Source organism: Joostella sp. CR20 (genome assembly GCF_038433465.1).
Lineage (GTDB): Bacteria > Bacteroidota > Bacteroidia > Flavobacteriales > Flavobacteriaceae > Galbibacter.
Window position 1 is genome coordinate 45,346 of the sequence record NZ_JAESVF010000003.1, and the last position, 18,073, is coordinate 63,418.

15 protein-coding genes are annotated in these 18,073 nt (G+C 35.5%); 11 read left to right on the top strand and 4 right to left on the bottom strand.

The genetic code is table 11. The features are described 5' to 3' along the window. Window positions 1-156: 156 nt before the first annotated feature. Together JMA43_RS06045 and JMA43_RS06050 are read right to left on the bottom strand one after the other, a co-directional pair. Window positions 157-1,332: a GlmU family protein gene (locus JMA43_RS06045; RefSeq protein ID WP_342155536.1), complete on the bottom strand. Its 1,176-nt coding sequence runs from the start codon at window positions 1,330-1,332 to the stop codon at window positions 157-159. 206 nt (window positions 1,333-1,538) lie between these two features. Continuing rightward, on the bottom strand, window positions 1,539-1,790 hold the full coding sequence (locus JMA43_RS06050; protein WP_342155537.1) for a type B 50S ribosomal protein L31: 252 nt from the start codon (window positions 1,788-1,790) through the stop codon (window positions 1,539-1,541). A 171-nt stretch (window positions 1,791-1,961) separates the two neighbouring features. On the opposite strand from JMA43_RS06050, the gene JMA43_RS06055 reads away from it, so the two are divergent. The 7 genes from JMA43_RS06055 (at window position 1,962) to JMA43_RS06085 (ending at window position 9,326) form a co-directional block, all read left to right on the top strand. Further along, window positions 1,962-2,483, top strand: a complete 522-nt coding sequence (locus JMA43_RS06055) for a DUF4199 domain-containing protein (protein ID WP_342155538.1) — start codon at window positions 1,962-1,964, stop codon at window positions 2,481-2,483. 34 nt (window positions 2,484-2,517) lie between these two features. Next, window positions 2,518-3,504 carry a glycosyltransferase family 2 protein gene (locus JMA43_RS06060; protein WP_342155539.1) on the top strand — a complete coding sequence of 329 codons (987 nt, stop codon included), beginning with the start codon at window positions 2,518-2,520 and terminating at the stop codon, window positions 3,502-3,504. A 26-nt stretch (window positions 3,505-3,530) separates the two neighbouring features. Further along, complete coding sequence (locus tag JMA43_RS06065; RefSeq protein ID WP_342155541.1) at window positions 3,531-5,249, top strand: phospho-sugar mutase; 1,719 nt, start codon at window positions 3,531-3,533, stop codon at window positions 5,247-5,249. Between the two features lie 140 nt (window positions 5,250-5,389). Continuing rightward, entirely contained in the window at window positions 5,390-7,216 is a 1,827-nt protein-coding gene (locus tag JMA43_RS06070; protein WP_342155542.1) for an ABC transporter ATP-binding protein, read from the top strand. Between the two features lie 574 nt (window positions 7,217-7,790). Continuing rightward, window positions 7,791-8,336 (top strand): RNA polymerase sigma factor, encoded by a 546-nt coding sequence (locus JMA43_RS06075; RefSeq protein WP_342155544.1) that lies wholly within the window; start codon window positions 7,791-7,793, stop codon window positions 8,334-8,336. Further along, window positions 8,329-8,835 (top strand): hypothetical protein, encoded by a 507-nt coding sequence (locus JMA43_RS06080; RefSeq protein WP_342155545.1) that lies wholly within the window; start codon window positions 8,329-8,331, stop codon window positions 8,833-8,835. Before JMA43_RS06075 ends, JMA43_RS06080 begins: the two co-directional genes overlap by 8 nt. 38 nt (window positions 8,836-8,873) lie before the next feature. Beyond that, window positions 8,874-9,326 (top strand): hypothetical protein, encoded by a 453-nt coding sequence (locus JMA43_RS06085; RefSeq protein WP_342155546.1) that lies wholly within the window; start codon window positions 8,874-8,876, stop codon window positions 9,324-9,326. Between the two features lie 18 nt (window positions 9,327-9,344). Here the strand turns inward: JMA43_RS06085 and JMA43_RS06090 are convergent, their stop codons facing one another. Continuing rightward, the gene (locus JMA43_RS06090; RefSeq protein WP_342155547.1) at window positions 9,345-10,382 is read right to left on the bottom strand and encodes a WD40/YVTN/BNR-like repeat-containing protein; all 1,038 of its coding nucleotides are present in this window, start codon (window positions 10,380-10,382) and stop codon (window positions 9,345-9,347) included. 186 nt (window positions 10,383-10,568) lie between these two features. Here JMA43_RS06090 and JMA43_RS06095 point away from each other — a divergent pair, with 186 nt between their 5' ends. Continuing rightward, window positions 10,569-11,780 carry an RsmB/NOP family class I SAM-dependent RNA methyltransferase gene (locus tag JMA43_RS06095; RefSeq protein ID WP_342155548.1) on the top strand — a complete coding sequence of 404 codons (1,212 nt, stop codon included), beginning with the start codon at window positions 10,569-10,571 and terminating at the stop codon, window positions 11,778-11,780. A 171-nt stretch (window positions 11,781-11,951) separates the two neighbouring features. Further along, the gene (locus JMA43_RS06100; protein WP_342155549.1) at window positions 11,952-12,737 is read left to right on the top strand and encodes an endonuclease I family protein; all 786 of its coding nucleotides are present in this window, start codon (window positions 11,952-11,954) and stop codon (window positions 12,735-12,737) included. Here JMA43_RS06100 and JMA43_RS06105 read toward each other — a convergent pair whose 3' ends face one another. Continuing rightward, window positions 12,738-13,211 (bottom strand): GyrI-like domain-containing protein, encoded by a 474-nt coding sequence (locus JMA43_RS06105; RefSeq protein ID WP_342155550.1) that lies wholly within the window; start codon window positions 13,209-13,211, stop codon window positions 12,738-12,740. A gap of 315 nt (window positions 13,212-13,526) precedes the next feature. Between JMA43_RS06105 and JMA43_RS06110 the strand changes: the two genes are divergently transcribed. Together JMA43_RS06110 and purL are read left to right on the top strand one after the other, a co-directional pair. After that, on the top strand, window positions 13,527-14,210 hold the full coding sequence (locus JMA43_RS06110; RefSeq protein WP_342155551.1) for an SGNH/GDSL hydrolase family protein: 684 nt from the start codon (window positions 13,527-13,529) through the stop codon (window positions 14,208-14,210). Between the two features lie 171 nt (window positions 14,211-14,381). Then, window positions 14,382-18,041 (top strand): phosphoribosylformylglycinamidine synthase, encoded by a 3,660-nt coding sequence (gene purL / locus JMA43_RS06115; protein WP_342155553.1) that lies wholly within the window; start codon window positions 14,382-14,384, stop codon window positions 18,039-18,041. Window positions 18,042-18,073 lie beyond the last annotated feature (32 nt).

Sequence of the window (18,073 nt, forward strand, 5' to 3'; positions counted from 1 at the left end):
TAAATAAAGTGTGATTTTATCAACTTTTGTGCATGATAAATAAGCCTGCAAATATACCAACTTATTTGGAGGTATTAAAGAAATTGAATGACTGTTAGTTATTTTTAAGTAAAAAAATTTTCATTTAAACACCTAACAATTAAGTATTTGTAAAGATTACTCTTTTCTCCACCTTTTTGTAATCTCGAAAACATGACTCAAAATAGCTTCTTCTTCAGCATTAAATTCACAATTACGACGCTCCATCATGGCTTTTGCAGTAACAAATGCTTTTTTGGGCTGATATGTAGTAAATCCGCCAGTTCCTCCCCACTGAAAACTAGAAATAAAATTGCGCTGGTAACCACTTCCAAAAATATTGGCGCTCACTCCTACCACTGTTCCAGTATTAAACATGGTATTAATTCCACATTTGCTATGATCGCCCATCATGAGTCCGCAAAACTGCAATCCAGTTTTAGCAAAGTTTTCGGTTTCATAATTCCACAAACGTACCGGCGAATAATCGTTCTTTAAGTTTGAACTATTTGTATCGGCGCCAATATTACACCATTCTCCTAAAACAGAATTCCCAAGAAAACCTTCATGTCCTTTATTAGAATTTGCAAAAAGCACCGAATTGTTAACTTCTCCGCCTATTTTACAACCAGGACCAATAGTAGTTGGGCCGTATATTTTAGCTCCCATTTTCACAATAGCATTTTCACCTAACGAAAATCCGCCACGAATAATACTACCTTCCATCACCAAGGAGTTCTTTCCTAAATAAATAGGTCCGTTAGTAGCATTTAACGTACAAAACTCAACAGTAACACCTTCTTCTAAAAAGATGTTTTCAGGAGCAATTACATTATTTGTTGTAGGAATAGATTGACTGTTTCTTCCTGCAGTTAACAAATTAAAATCGGCTTCGAGCGCTTCTCCGTTTTTTGAAAAAATATCCCAAGTGTTTTGAAGTTGAATGCAATCGCCTTCGTACTCAATCGCTTCGTATGTAGATAAATCAACATCTTCTTGACCTTCCGTAGTATAGAAAGCAACCACTTCTTCCCCAGAAAAAATAGCTTGTTCTTTCTCTAAATTCTTCACAAGCTCTACCAAATCTTCATTTGGCAAAAAGGAAGCATTGATTAATACGTTTTCTTCCATTTCCACCATCGGATATTTTTCAGCTAAATAATCTTCAGTAATTGTGGTTGTGGTATATCCTAAAAATTTCTCCCATTTCTCTCGAACAGTTAAAATTCCAATTCGGATATCTGCAACTGGGCGTGTATATGTAAAAGGCAACAAGGCGTTGCGCGAAGGACCATCAAAAAGAATATAATTCATATATATATAATATTAATCGTTATGTGGTGCTTTTGAAGTTGGTTGATTGGTTAGGACATTTATAATGCCCAAACTTGACGTAAAGATAATTGAATACAGAAGATATTTAAAACTAAAAACGCGAAATGATTAATTTCGCGTTTAAGTATATGCAACAAAAAAACCTCTGAAATCTCAGAGGTTTTGTGTATCTATAAGCTAAATTCTTATTTTTTGAATTTTGCGTATTTGTTTTTGAATTTGTCGATACGACCAGCAGTATCAATAAGTTTAGATTTCCCAGTGTAGTATGGGTGCGATGTTCTAGAAATCTCCAATTTAATTACAGGATATTCAACACCGTCAACTTCTATCGTCTCTTTTGTTTCTGCTGTAGATTTAGTAATAAAAACATCTTCGTTAGACATGTCTTTAAATGCTACTAATCTATAATTTTCTGGATGTATATCTTTTCTCATCGCTATATATTTTAAACTTCAGAATTTTTTCGAGGTGCAAATTTATGTATTTATTTTAGAAATACAATACTTTTTCCTCGAAATTTACAGGAAAAATTTTTTATTTGCTTTTGATGTAACAAATATACGAGAATATCTACTAACTTTATATAAACTATTCAACTATAAAAAATGGAAAACACACAACCAACAACTGGAAAATTTGCATTGAGGTACGGACTTTTATTAGGAGGAGTAAGCATAGCTTTTGGTCTAATGCTGTATTTTATGGACATGCATTATCAGCAAACCATGAGTATTTTTGTAGTTAGCATTGTAATTATGCTAGCTGTAATCTTACTTGCACTTTATCAATTCAAAAAAGAAAATGGTGGTTATATGACTTTTGGAGAAGCATTAAAAATTGGTATTGGTCTTTGCCTAATTGGAGGAATTATCAGCATGTTGTTCCAATTATTACTCTCCAATGTAATTGACCCTGATATGCTAGATAAACAATTAAATTTAGCAAGAGCAAAAATGGTAGAATATGGAATGACTCCAGAGCAGATTGAAAGCCAAATTGAGGTCTCTAAAAAATTCTCAGGGCCACTTATCCAAGCTGCATTTGGTTTAATTGGTAGTATATTCTTCGGCTTCGTTCTTACTTTAATTCCTGCTTTAGTAATGAAACAAACTAAAAGTGAATACTAATTCCTATCTTTGATTTTATTTTGAAATACTATTCATGGATATATCAGTAGTAATACCACTACTTAACGAACAAGAGTCTTTAAAAGAATTACACGATTGGATTGTAAAAGTAATGCAGTCCAATCGTTTTTCGTATGAACTCATTTTTATTGACGATGGTAGCACCGACGATTCTTGGGAAACCATACAAGCGCTTGCTGCTGAAAACAACACTGTAAAAGGAATTAGATTTTTAAAAAACTTCGGAAAATCGCAAGCACTACACGCTGGGTTTAATTTGGCGCAAGGCGATGTTGTTATTACCATGGATGCCGATTTACAAGACAATCCAGAAGAAATTCCTGAGCTCTACAAGCTTATAAAAGACGAGCACTTAGACTTGGTTTCTGGATGGAAAAAAGTGCGCTACGACTCGGTTATTTCTAAAAATATTCCTTCCAAGCTTTTTAATTGGGCTGCCAGAAAAACCTCTGGTGTGCAATTACACGATTTTAACTGCGGACTAAAAGCATATCGAAAAGCAGTTGTAAAATCGATTGACGTTCATGGCGAAATGCACCGCTACATCCCTGTACTTGCAAAAAATGCAGGCTTTACAAAAATTAACGAAAAAGTAGTAAAACATCAAGCTAGAAAATACGGAACCACCAAATTTGGAATGGAGCGTTTTATAAACGGCTTCCTCGACCTTATCACCATTTGGTTTATCTCTAAATTTGGTAAACAACCCATGCATTTATTTGGTGCTTTGGGAGTTCTAATGTTCATTATTGGGTTTTGTTTTGCCATCTATTTAGGTATTGACAAGCTGTTTTTTACTCCCTACGGCCGACTCATAACACAGCGACCTCAATTTTACATTTCGCTTACAGCCATGGTAATCGGAACACAGCTTTTTATAGCTGGCTTTTTAGGCGAACTTATTTTGAGAAGTAAAAAACAAGACAAGAGATATAAAATTCAACAAACTATTAATTTAGATACTTTTAAGACCGATGCATCGCATAATTTAGTATCTTAAAATTCTATTGAAAATTAATCAGCAAAATGATATCAGAAGAAATTTTACATAAAGCAAAAACTTGGCTCACCGATGTTTTTGATGCCCAAACGAAAAAAGAAATCCAAACCCTTATCGATACAAATCCAGAGGAGCTGAACGAAAGTTTTTACAAAAATCTAGAGTTCGGAACTGGCGGAATGCGTGGTATTATGGGCGTTGGAACAAATCGCATCAATAAATATACCCTCGGAAAAAACACACAAGGACTTAGTAATTACCTAAAAAAGTCATTTCCTTCGGAAGACTTAAAAGTTGTAATTGCCTACGATTGTCGTAACAACAGCAAAGAACTAGCCAAAGTAGTTGCCGATGTTTTTGCCGCAAACGGTATTAAAGTTTTCTTGTTTTCTGATTTAAGAACAACGCCAGAACTTTCGTTTTCTGTAAGGCATTTAAATTGCCAATGTGGTATTGTACTTACCGCTTCGCACAATCCGCCAGAATACAACGGATACAAAGTGTATTGGAAAGACGGAGGACAAATTGTACCACCGCAAGACAACGAAATTATCAGCGAAATTGAAAGTCTGTCGTTTGACGCTATAAATTTTAATGCTGATGAAAATAACATTGAATATATCGATACCGAAGTAGATGAAGCTTTTATCAATGCTTCTGTTGAAAACGGAAGTTTTAACGCACTCGGAAAAAACGATTTTTCAATAGTTTTCACTTCACTTCACGGAACTTCAATTACTGCTATTCCTGAAGTTTTAAAACGAGCTGGATACAAAAATGTACATATTGTTGAAGAACAAAAAGTTCCAAATGGAGATTTTCCAACGGTAAAATCGCCTAATCCTGAAGAGCCTGCTGCACTAGAACTGGCGCTAAAAAAAGCTGACGAAACCAATGCTGATATGGTTATTGGTACTGACCCAGATAGCGACCGACTAGGAATTGCTGTAAGAGACAACGATGGTAAAATGGTGCTCCTTAACGGAAACCAAACCATGGTGTTAATGACGCGCTTTTTACTAGACAAATGGAAAAATTCCGACAGAATAAATGGTAACCAATTTATTGCTTCCACTATTGTTTCCACTCCAATGATGAAAGCCCTTGCAAAAGGATATCATGTGGAATACAAAGAAGCGCTAACTGGTTTTAAATGGATTGCCAAAATGGTAAAAGACTACCCAATGCAAGAGTTTATTGGTGGTGGTGAAGAAAGTTTTGGTTTTATGGTTGGCGATTTTGTAAGAGATAAAGACGCCGTAACCGCTTCCCTACTCGCCTGCGAAATTGCTGCAGACGCAAAAGCTAAAGGGAGTTCGTTTTACAAAGAACTTTTAAAATGCTACGAAGAGTTTGGATTGTATCGAGAAAAATTAATTTCGCTCACTAAAAAGGGAATTTCTGGTGCCGACGAAATCAAACAAATGATGATTGATTTAAGAGAAAATCCAATCAAAACCATAGATAGCTCAAAAGTTCACTATGTTGAAGATTACCAAAGTGGAACTCGTTTAAACTTATTTACTGGCGATAAAGAGTCTATCGACATTCCTTCTTCAAACGTATTAATTTATTACACCGAAGACGGTACTAAAATCGCAGCACGACCAAGTGGAACAGAGCCAAAAATAAAATTCTACTTCAGTGTAAAAGGCATTTTAGATAAAGTAGCCGACTACGATAATGAAGTTGAAAAACTAGACAAAAAAATAGAGCGTATTGTTACAGAGTTAAACCTGAGCTAATACAATCTTTCAAAAAATAATCCCGTTAGCCTGCCTTTTAATTTAGGCAGGCTAATTTCATAATTAAGCGTACCTTTGCATCCTATATTATTGATATATAAAGATTGAAATACCTTATATATTTCTCATAAAAATATTAAATGAATTACTTCAAAAAAATACTTCGTTTCGCTAAGCCTTATAAAAAATATGCTTATCTAAACATTTTTTTCAATATCCTTTACGCTTTATTTAGTACGTTATCTTTTGTAGCGCTTATCCCAGTGTTACAGGTTATTTTTAACGACCAAAAACTTGTTGCACAAAAGCCAGTATTAAAAGGATTCGCACATATAAAAGACTTTTTACAAGACTATTTAAACTATTTTTTAGCCAATTTAATAGATGAAAAAGGAAGTTTTTACGCCCTTATGATTATGGTTTCTGTAATCATTTTACTGTTCCTTCTAAAAAATCTATCCAACTATTTGGCGATGTTTTACATTACGTTTTTACGAAATGGCGTTTTAAAAGACATCCGAAGTACCATGTACAACAAAATAGTTTCGCTTCCGCTTTCTTTTTATTCTGAAAAGAAAAAAGGAGATACCATTTCAAGAATGAGTGGCGATGTTGAAGAAGTTAGAAACTCTATTTTATCAGTATTAGAAATGATTGTTAGAGAACCGCTCACGATTCTTTTCTCGCTTATTTTCATGTTTGTATTCAGCATAAAACTAACCTTATTTGTTTTTATTTTTATTCCAATTGCTGGTTTTATAATCTCAAAAATCGGGAAGTCTCTAAAAAAGAAATCTATAAAAGTTCAGCAAGAGCAAGGTACTTTTCTTTCTATTTTAGAAGAAACCATGTCTGGACTTCGCGTAATAAAAGCTTTTACTGCTGAAGATACTTTTAATCAACGTTTTTCAGCATCAAACGAGCGCTATTACAAATACTCAAACAGTGTTTTAAACCGACAAAATTTAGCTTCACCAATGAGTGAATTACTCGGTATAGTTGTTATTGCAATTTTACTAGTGTTCGGAGGGTATTTAGTTTTTATTGACCAAAGTATGCAAGCGAGTTTCTTTTTAGGATACATCATGCTTGCTTACAACATTTTAACGCCTGCAAAAACCATCTCTAAAGCAAGCTATAGTTTAAAAAGAGGAAATGGTGCTGCTGAACGTATTTTAGAACTTCTTGAAACGGAGAGCAGTATTAAAGACATCCCGAATGCTATCGAAAAGACAAGTTTCGACTCTGCTATCGACATCAAAAATATTTCTTTTAAATACGAAGATGAATTGGTTTTAAAAGAGTTTAACCTAAGCATTCCTAAAGGAAATACTGTTGCTTTGGTGGGACAATCTGGAAGCGGAAAAAGTACCATTGCCAATTTGGTCACACGCTTTTATGATGTTAATAACGGAAGTATCGATATCGACAACATCAACATTAAAGACATTGCTATTAAAAACTTACGTAGCTTAATGGGAATTGTTACGCAAGATTCTATTTTGTTTAACGATACCGTTGCCAACAACATCCGTATCGGGAAACCAGATGCTACACAGGAAGAAATTGAAGCGGCTGCTAAAATTGCCAATGCTTACGAATTTATTACTGAACTCCCTGATGGTTTCAATACCAATATCGGTGATGCTGGAGGAAAATTAAGTGGCGGACAAAAACAACGACTTTCTATCGCGCGTGCGGTTCTTAAAAATCCGCCGATTATGATTTTAGACGAAGCTACTTCTGCCCTCGATACCGAAAGTGAAAAATTGGTACAAGTAGCCCTCGAAAACATGATGAAAAACCGTACTTCGATTGTAATTGCACACCGATTATCAACAATCCAAAATGCAGACACTATTGTTGTAATGCAAAAAGGAGAAATTGTAGAGCAAGGCACACATCAAGAACTACTCGAACGCAAAGGTGTGTATCAAAAATTAGTCGAGATGCAGTCTTTTGAGTAAAGTGAGTTTGGGAATTAGGTTCTGGGTTTTAGGTTTTAGGTTTTAGGTTTACGCTAAATAACATAATTTCGACTTGAAAATTATGAGTATCCTACAAAGTTGACCTATTTAAAAAGTATTAAAAATCAAGGAAGCAGCGTGGGCTAATAGATAAAAGCTGTTTGAGCGTAGCGAGTTCTTTTTATCTGTGGCGGTTGTTTACGTAGATTTTCTCATACTTTTTAAATCAGTCTTGACTTTTTTGTTTCGTTTTTGTGTCAAGACAAAAATGAAATCACACTAAATAACTAAAATCCAAATAGTTAAAATTAATCTATATTGGTATTTATATCGAACTGAGACTAAATATTTTAAATTTTCAACATAAAAAAACACGAAACTTATACACATTAAACACTTCTACAAATTAACGACTCAACAATTTATCACTTCATATTAAACCTTTTTAATAACTTAGAGTCTAAGTAGTAAACTTCCTTGAAACAAGCACACGAGGTAGTTTTAAAACAATAAAAGTTTATTTCGAGGGAAGCCTCGGAGCAATTAAATCTCGATTATCGAGTAAATAAGCACTTTGCAAGAAGATATTTTAATTAAAAATTTAAAAGAAACCACTACACAAGAAGTGGCTTTTCAGGAACTTGTATCTACTTACAAGGAGCGCTTATATTGGCATATTCGAAAAATTGTTTTAAACCATGACGATACCGACGACGTTTTGCAAAACACCTTTATTAAGGTCTATCAAAACATCCAATCGTTTAAAGGAGACAGCGCTATTTACACTTGGTTATACCGAATTGCCACCAACGAATCGCTTAGTTTTTTAAAGAAAAAAGCGAAAGAACAGCAAACCACTAGCGAAGCATTGCAAAGCTATTTGGTAGAAAATTTAAAAGCCGATGTATATTTTGATGGAGATGAAATTCAGCTAAAATTACAACAAGCTATTGCAACACTTCCAGAAAAACAACGCTTGGTTTTTAATATGAAATATTACGAAGAGTTGAAATACGAAGACATCTCGGCTATTTTAGACACATCGGTTGGTGGTCTCAAAGCGAGCTACCACTTGGCAGTAAAAAAAATTGAAGCATTTTTAAAAGACGAAAATGAGTAAAGACAAAACAAATATGGAAACTAAAGGTTTCGCAATTCCTGAAAACTATTTTCAAGAATTCGACAATCGTTTGTCTAAGCGTATTGCTTCTGCCGCTGGCATTCCTGAAGCATCTGGTTTTGTTGTTCCGAAGGGCTATTTTGAAAAAGTAGAAACCGAAATTTTATCTAAAACCCTTCCGAAGAAAAAAACAAAAGTTATTCAGCTTTCATGGTTTTACAAAGCTGCAGCAGTGGCCGCAGTGTTTCTCATAGGCTTTTTCATCAGTAAAAATAGTAACAGCACAATAACCGATTTTAACCAAATTGCGATATCCGACATTAATGATTATATCGAAAATGGATATGTAAGTTTAAACGCCTACGATATTTCTGATACTTTTAACGATGTTTCTTTTAATGATATTGAAATTGATGAAACTATAAATGAAGACGAAATTTTTAACTACCTCGAAGAAAATATAAGTAGTTACAACGACTTGTCTTTAGACGAAGAATAAAACTAGATGTTTATCCAACATTAAACAGATAAATACAAATGAAAAAATATATTTTCCTACTGATTATAAGTGTGTTTTCAATACAAGCATACGCGCAAAAAACATCAAAACACGACCAAATTAAGTCGCTTAAAATTGCATATTTTACAGAGCATCTTAATTTATCTTCGGAAGAAGCTGAGAAGTTTTGGCCAATTTACAACGCGCATGAAAATAAAATGCACGAGATTAAATTTTCAGAATATAAAAAACTAAAACCGCAGTTACGTGGTGAAGGTTTTGAAAACCTATCGGATGCCGATGCTAAAGTCATTTTGAAAAAATTGGAAGCTATCGAAACCAATGAATACGAGCTCAATAGAAAATACACCAAAGATTTAGAAAAAGTTATTTCAGCAAAAAAAATCATCCTCCTTAAAAAATTGGAAGATGATTTTAATAGAAAACTTTTAGACCGTTTAAGAAAAGAATATCATCGTAAAAACGACTAATTTATATGTTTAGCGAGGCTATTCTTTAAATTTCAGCTTTGCAATTCTGTTTTTCCCTGCAGCAAAGGCAGTACTGTCATTTACAAAACGAATGGTGTAAAATGGCTCATCGGATATTTGTTTCCAAGAATTCCCTGCGTCGTTTGAAAAAGAAATTCCTTTAAAACCAACAGCAACCAACTCTTTTGCTTCGCGCCCAGGAATGTATTGCACGCACGAACGATAATCTGGATTCTGCCCTTTAGCAACCAATTGCCAAGTTTTACCACCATCGGTTGTTAACGCTTTATTGGCTTGACTTTCTTCAGGTTTGGTATAATCTCCTCCAATTATAAATCCGTTCATTTCATCGTAAAAATCAACCGAATAAATACCTTGTGTAGCTTCACCTTGTACTATTGGCGTTTCAAAAACCTGCCATGTTTTAGCTTTATCTGGCGAGAAAAACACACGTGCTTTCTTCCCTCCAGTCGCTATCCAAGTGTTATCTCCAAGCACACAAATATTGGTGTTGCTGGCTGCAAAAGCTGCCTCTCCTTCTACACCATCGGGTAAAACATCACAATTTAATTTGTTCCAACTCTTCCCTCCATCGCGGGTAACAATAACCGACAAACAACCATCGGTTGGGTCGCCCATTGCAATTCCTTCTTGGTCGTTCCAAAACTGCATCGAATCGTAAAAAGCATCAGGATGCGTTTCCGTATAAACCAACTCCATTTTCCCGGTATCACCAGTTTTATACAGCATTGCAGGACTGCCAATACTCATCATATAAAAATCGGAATTAGTAGCTGCAACCGCTCTAAACTCCAATTTTAGAGAGTCGTGTTTCATTTTTTGTGTTACAACATTTCCGTCCGAAGCATTATAAATTCCGTAGATATTATTCGAACCTGCAAAACCCAAATTGCCTTGCATCATAGTAATTGCCCGAATACTCATGGTATCGGAATAAATTTCTTCAACTTCAACTTTTGTGAAATTGTGAGGTGTAAACTGTTCTTTCGCACACGAAAAAACTACAAACAAACAGCAAATAAATATTTTCTTCAAAACAATATAATTTGCCCTAAAAATAAGTTTTATCACGCACAAAGCAATATCTTTGCAAACAATTTATTTATTAGTACAATCATATCTCCTCGAGGGAATTGGAAGGATTCTACTGAAATTAGTTTGAAGTTTCAGAAAAAATAAACCAAAACTTTTACAGAGAATCTTTTATAAAAAACAAAGTATATGCGTCTGCACAGAAATCTTGTATTTGCCGTAATTGATGGGCTTAATTTAATTTTTAACGAAAATAAATATGCTGACAAAGTTGTTGAACAACTTTTAAAACGCGACAAAAGATGGGGCTCACGCGATAGAGGTTTTGTTGCTGAAACTACTTACGATATTGTAAGATGGAAACGTTTGTATGCCGAAATTGCTGAAGTAAAAGAACCTTTTACTAGAGAAAACTTGTGGCGTATTTTTGCCGTTTGGGCAGTTTTAAAAGGAATTAAACTTCCAGATTGGAAACAATTAGAGGGCACACCTAGCAGAAAAATTAAAGGTCGTTTTGATGAGCTTTCAAAAATTAGAAAATTCAAAGAATCTATTCCAGATTGGTTAGATGCCGTAGGTGAAAAAGAATTAGGAAAAGCTGTATGGAGCAAAGAATTACACGCACTCAACGAGCAAGCCGATGTAATTATTAGAGTAAACACTTTAAAAACTACCAAGGCTACGCTTCAAGATTTATTGATGGAAGAAGAAATCGAAACCCTTACTATCAAAGGATATCCAGATGCTTTACAGCTTAAAGAGCGTGGTAATATTTTTAAAACTGAAGCTTTTAAAAACGGACTTTTTGAAGTACAGGATGCTTCGTCTCAACTTGTTGCCGACTTTTTAGATGTGCAACCAGGAATGCGTGTTGCCGATACCTGTGCGGGTGCTGGAGGGAAATCGTTACACCTTGCTGCAAAAATGGATAACAAAGGGCAAATTATTGCGCTAGATATCTACGGAAACAAATTAAAAGAGCTTAAAAGAAGAGCGCGAAGAAACAATGTTCATAACATTGAAACTCGAGAAATTGACTCTACCAAAGTGATTAAAAAACTACACAACGCAATGGATAGAGTGCTTATCGATGCGCCTTGTAGCGGTTTGGGTGTACTCCGTAGAAATCCAGATGCTAAATGGAAATTGCAACCAGAGTTTATCGAGAACATCAAAAATACGCAACAACAAATTTTAACCGATTATTCTAAAATGGTAAAATCGGGTGGAAAATTAGTTTACGCTACGTGTTCGATTCTTCCTTCGGAAAATCAAGACCAAGTAAATACCTTTTTAAAATCGGAAGGTGGAAAAGATTTCAAACTGATAAAAGACAAAAAAGTATTGGCTTCTGAAAGTGGTTTCGACGGATTTTACATGGCGCTTTTAGAGAAAAAGTAGAGAGTTCCAGTATGCAGTGGTCAGTGGTCAGTGGTCAGTGGTCAGTGGTCAGTAGGTAGAAATTAAAATATAAATATTATTACAACACTTTATTATTTTAACTTATTTCCTTCTTAACTCTTTAACTTTAAAATCTAAAAAAACATTTTACATTTAAACAATAGTTTCTTGATGCTTAAAAAAATTGCATTCCTTTTTCTTTTAATATTATCTTTTGGTTGCAAGCAAAATTCTGCCGAAAATACAGCTACGGCTTGGGTAAATCCTAAACAAGATTCGACTGCGCTTTCTATTCCGAAGGAATTAAAAAACTATTATCAGGATGTCGATTTCAGTTTAAGAAGCATTCCGCTATACGAAGCATTGGCGACCGAAACCATTGCAAAGCACACCAATATTTTAACCTATCGAGAACGTCATAACTTTTTGTACGATGTGGATGCGAGTCCTACAAACAAAGATCAAGTAGTGCTTATTTATTCTGGTGAAGAACGCTTTTGGAAAGAATTTGTTTCTGGAAAAAACTCCTATAAAAAGCAAACCTTTAACACCGAGCATGTCTATCCGCAGTCGCTTATCGAGAACACTGCCAAAGGCGATTTACACCATTTACGCGTTTGTGACCAAAGTATCAATTCGCAACGTAGCAACAACAAATTTGTTGACGGAAGTGGCGCTTACGAACTCAAGTATAAAAGTTGGTTTCCGGGAGATGAATGGAAAGGCGATGTGGCTCGAATGATTATGTATTTAAACCTACGTTACAACGAGTCGATTAAAGATGTTGGGAGTATTGAATTGTTTTTAAAATGGAATGCTGAAGACCCAGTTTCAACCTTTGAAATCAACAGAAATAACAAAATTGAAAAAATTCAAGGAAATAGAAATCCGTTTATCGACAATCCGTTTTTGGCAACCATAATTTGGGGAGGTCCACAAGCCGAAAATCGTTGGTAATTACTTTATAGGAATCCAAATTTCTTCTTCGGAAGTAGGATCGTCATTTTTATATTTCTCACCCATCACTGCAAAATGAGGTCGGTTGTCTAAAGAATTTCCAGAAACCGAAAGCCATTCGCCGTAGATATATTGATAGCATTTATAGGCCTCAGACGATTTCCCTTTATATGTAAAAACAGCATATTTCCCCTCTGGAATGTACAGTTGTTCAAACTCCTCAGGTTGATTTTTAAAATTTTCAACCTTAACTGCCGCCCACTTTTTAAAAGTTTTGGTTGGAATAAACGCATCAAAATAATCGTTTGGATATACTTCAACAGAGAAAAAATCATCAGAAATAACATTCTTAATTTTTCTCCTTTTGGGCATAAATTGCTTCCATAGCATTTGAGTTTTATTTTCTAGAATCGACATCGATACCGACTTTCCGACCAGAAAATGTTCTTTTAATATTTTAATACTGTATTCCATCTTATAAAAGTATGTTTCAAAAATAAGATTCTTCGCAATCTATCATAATTCACTGTCACCTCGAACGGAGTCGAGAAGTAATTTGGCTTAACAAGCTTTAAATAGGGTCTCGACTACGCCTGTCTGCCGACAAAGGCAGGCTCGACCTGACATTCTAATTTTGATATGATACATTACGGATATTCAAATCAAAAATAAAAAGGATGCTTATATTTGAAAAGATTTAACCAATTAAATTTCAAAAACCAGCCATCGTAATGTAGAGAACTACAAAACCTTAGTTGGTAAATTCCGTCAAACCAAATAAAACAACACATGAAAAAATACTTTTTACTGCTGTGCTCACTTGTAGGATTTAATAGTTTTGCTCAAGACAATACTGTAGCTTTTGCTAATTTCGAAAAATATGAAGCCGAAAACAAAGTGCTTCCAGCCCCTAATCCAACTGAAAACCGAGTAGTTTTTATGGGAAATTCAATCACAGAAGGATGGAAAAATATGCATCCAGATTTTTTTGAAGAAAACCCGTATATCGACAGAGGAATTAGCGGACAAACAACTTCGCAAATGCTTTTACGCTTCCGCAGGGATGTGATTGATTTACAACCAAAAGTCGTTACTTTTCTAGCTGGAATAAACGACATTGCAGAAAACACAGGACCCATAGCCCTTGAAGATGTGTATGGAAATATCATTTCGATGGTTGAATTGGCTAAGGCAAACAACATCATCCCGATTATCTGTTCGACGCTTCCTGCCAATCATTTTCCTTGGAGAGAACGCATCAATCCAACAGAAAAAGTTATTGAACTCAACCAAATGTTAAAAGCTTACGCCGATAAACACCAAATTGTATATGTTGATTATTACACAGCCATGGTCGACGATAAAAAGGGACTCAGTAAGGAACTCGCTTCTGACGGAGTACATCCTACCTCTAAAGGCTACGACATTATGGAACCCATGATAAAAGAAGCAATCGACAAGGTTTTAAAATAAAAAAAGTGCATTCAATTTTATGAATGCACTTTTTTTATAGATCAATTTCAAAGCGAAAAAAACTGTAATAAAACCTTCTTTTTTACGACTAAAAATAAGAAGTAATTCCTTAAATTTGCGCTTTATTACAAATTTAGGTCTGTAATCAATTAGACACAAACACAACACAGTATGATTCTTTTCTTCGGAAACCCAGAAATCAAGGTTTTTGCTGTTCAAACCAACAGCAACATTTCACAAGAAAACAGTGCAAAATTATCGTGGTTATTTGGCAATCAACCACAAATCGAAGCGGCGTCTATAGACGCTTTTTTTATTGGTCCTCGTGCCGCCATGATAACTCCATGGAGTACCAATGCTGTAGAGATTACTCAAAATATGTGTATCGATGGAATTATCAGAATTGAAGAATTTCATGCATGCGCTAAAGACACTACAGACTTTGACCCAATGCTTTCGCAAAAATACAATAGCTTAGACCAAAAGGTTTTTGATATTAATATTGAACCCGAAGCGATAAAAGAAATTGAAGACATTGCTGCCTTTAATCTAAAAGAAGGATTGGCGTTAAGCGATGAAGAAATAAAATATTTAAACGAACTTTCTGATAAGCTAGAAAGAAAGTTAACCGACTCTGAAGTTTTTGGATTTTCTCAAGTAAACTCAGAACACTGTCGTCATAAAATTTTCAACGGTACGTTTGTTATCGACGGAGTAGAAAAACCGATGTCATTATTTAAAATGATAAAGAAAACTTCCGAAGAAAATCCAAACAATATCGTTTCGGCATACAAAGATAATGTTGCCTTTTTAAAAGGTCCAAAAGCGGTACAATTTGCACCGAAAACTGCCGATAAACCCGATTTTTATCAAGAAAAAGAATTCAATGCTGTTTTATCATTAAAAGCAGAAACTCATAACTTCCCAACAACTGTAGAGCCTTTTAACGGTGCTGCAACAGGTGCGGGAGGAGAAATTCGCGACCGTTTAGCAGGTGGTAGAGGTTCTTTACCTCTGGCTGGAACTGCTGTGTACATGACTTCTTACTCGCGTTTAGAAGAAAACAGACCTTGGGAAAATGCCATGAACGAACGCGAATGGTTGTACCAAACGCCTATCGATATTTTAATAAAAGCTTCCAACGGAGCTTCCGATTTTGGAAATAAATTTGGACAGCCACTAATTGCTGGGTCAGTACTAACTTTCGAGCATGAAGAAGAAGCCCGTAAACTTGGTTTCGACAAAGTAATTATGCTTGCTGGAGGAATTGGCTACGGAAAAGAAGAACAAGCAATTAAAGGAACACCAAAAGCTTCGGATAAAATTGTTGTACTTGGTGGTGAAAATTACCGTATCGGAATGGGTGGTGCTGCTGTTTCTTCTGCTGATACAGGAGAATTTAGTAGCGGTATCGAACTAAATGCGGTACAACGCTCCAATCCAGAAATGCAAAAACGTGTCGCCAATGCCGTAAGAGGAATGGTTGAAAGTGAGGAAAACGAAATTGTTTCGATTCACGATCACGGAGCTGGAGGGCATTTAAACTGTCTGTCAGAATTGGTGGAAGACACAGGAGGGAAAATCGATTTAGATAAACTTCCTGTTGGAGACCCAACTCTTTCAGCAAAAGAAATTATCGGGAATGAGAGTCAAGAGCGAATGGGACTTGTTATCAGTAAAGAACATACCGAAAAATTACAGCGCATTGCAGAGCGCGAGCGTTCTCCAATGTACGAAGTTGGTGATGTTACCGATAACGATGTTTTCTGTTTTGAGTCGGCTACAACAGGTGAAAAACCAATGGATTTGGCACTAAGCGATATGTTTGGAAGTTCGCCAAAAACCATCATGACCGATACAACAATCAAAAGAAATTACAAAGATGCTACTTACAGCGTCGAAAACATACAAACGTATTTAGAGCAAGTATTACAGCTTGAAGCCGTTGCTTGTAAAGATTGGCTTACCAACAAGGTAGACCGCTGTGTTGGTGGTCGTGTTGCCAAACAACAATGTGCTGGCCCGTTACAATTACCACTTAACAACTGTGGTGTAATGGCGCTCGATTTTAAAGGAAAAGAAGGACTGGCTACTTCAATTGGCCACTCTCCTATTTCTGCACTTATCGACCCTGTTGCAGGAAGTAGAAATTCTATTGCTGAAGCGCTCACCAACATTGTTTGGGCTCCGCTAAAAGACGGTTTACAGTCGGTTTCATTATCGGCAAACTGGATGTGGCCTTGTAAAAATGAAGGTGAAGATGCACGTTTATACGAAGCTGTAAAAGGATGTTCGGATTTTGCTATTGAACTTGGAATCAATATTCCTACAGGAAAAGATTCACTTTCGATGAAGCAAAAATATCCGAATGAGGAAGTTATTGCACCTGGAACAGTTATTATTTCTGCGGGTGCACATTGTAACGATATTAATAAAGTTGTTGAGCCTGTTTTACAAAGAAACGGAGGAAGCATTTATTACATCAACCTTTCGAATGATAATTTAAAACTAGGAGGTTCTTCATTTGGGCAAATTTTAAACAGCATCGGAAACGAAGTACCAACGATACAAAGTGCCGAAAGTTTAAAAACTGCCTTTAACACGCTTCAGCAATTAATAAAAGACAATCAAATACTTGCAGGACATGATGTAGCCAGTGGAGGTTTTATTACAACCTTGCTAGAAATGTGTTTTGCTGATATAAATTTAGGAGCGCAACTAGATCTTTCTGCTATCAAAGAAAAAGATTCTATTAAACTATTATTCAACGAAAATGCAGGAATTGTTTTCCAAGCGAATAACGATACTACCGTTGAAACTGCCTTAAACAAGGCTGGAATTACGTTCTACAATATCGGAAAAGTACAAGAAGGTGACAGGTTACAAATAGTAAACCACACCGATAGCTTTTCATTCAGTGTAAGTCAGTTAAGAGATGTTTGGTATAAAACATCCTTCTTATTAGACCAAAAACAAACTAAAAATAATGTTGCAAAGACTCGTTATAACAACTATAAAAACCAGCCGTTAACGTATAAATTCCCAGAGCATTTCACAGGAAAACTTCCTGAAGTAACAGGAAAAAGACCAAAAGCGGCCATTATTAGAGAGAAAGGAAGTAACTCGGAGCGCGAAATGGCAAATGCTATGTATTTGGCAGGTTTTGATGTGAAAGATGTACACATGACCGATTTAATTTCGGGACGTGAAACACTAGAAGACATTCAATTTATTGGAGCAGTTGGAGGATTTTCAAACTCCGATGTTTTAGGTTCTGCCAAAGGTTGGGCGGGTGCTTTTATGTACAACGACAAAGCGAAGCAAGCGCTAGAAAACTTCTTTAAAAGAGAAGACACACTTTCTATCGGAATTTGTAATGGATGTCAGCTTTTTGTTGAATTAGGATTAATCAATCCAAACCATTCAGAAAAACCTAAAATGCTTCATAACGAAAGTGGAAAACACGAAAGTATCTTCACTTCCGTAGAAATTCAAGAAAACAATTCGGTAATGCTTTCTACTTTAAAAGGAAGCAAACTCGGAATTTGGGTTTCTCATGGAGAAGGAAGATTTAGTTTCCCATACGAAGAAAACAAATACAATATTGTTGCAAAATACGGTTACGAAGGCTACCCTTCCAATCCAAATGGTTCAGACTTTAACACTGCGATGTTAGTTTCAGACGATGGAAGACACCTAGTAACAATGCCACATTTTGAGCGTTCGATCTTCCAATGGAACTGGGCAAATTACCCTAACGGAAGAAAAGACGAAGTTTCGCCATGGTTGGAAGCTTTTATCAATGCAAAAAAATGGTTAGAGAATAAATAATTCTTATTTAATCGAACTAAAATTAAGGAGTT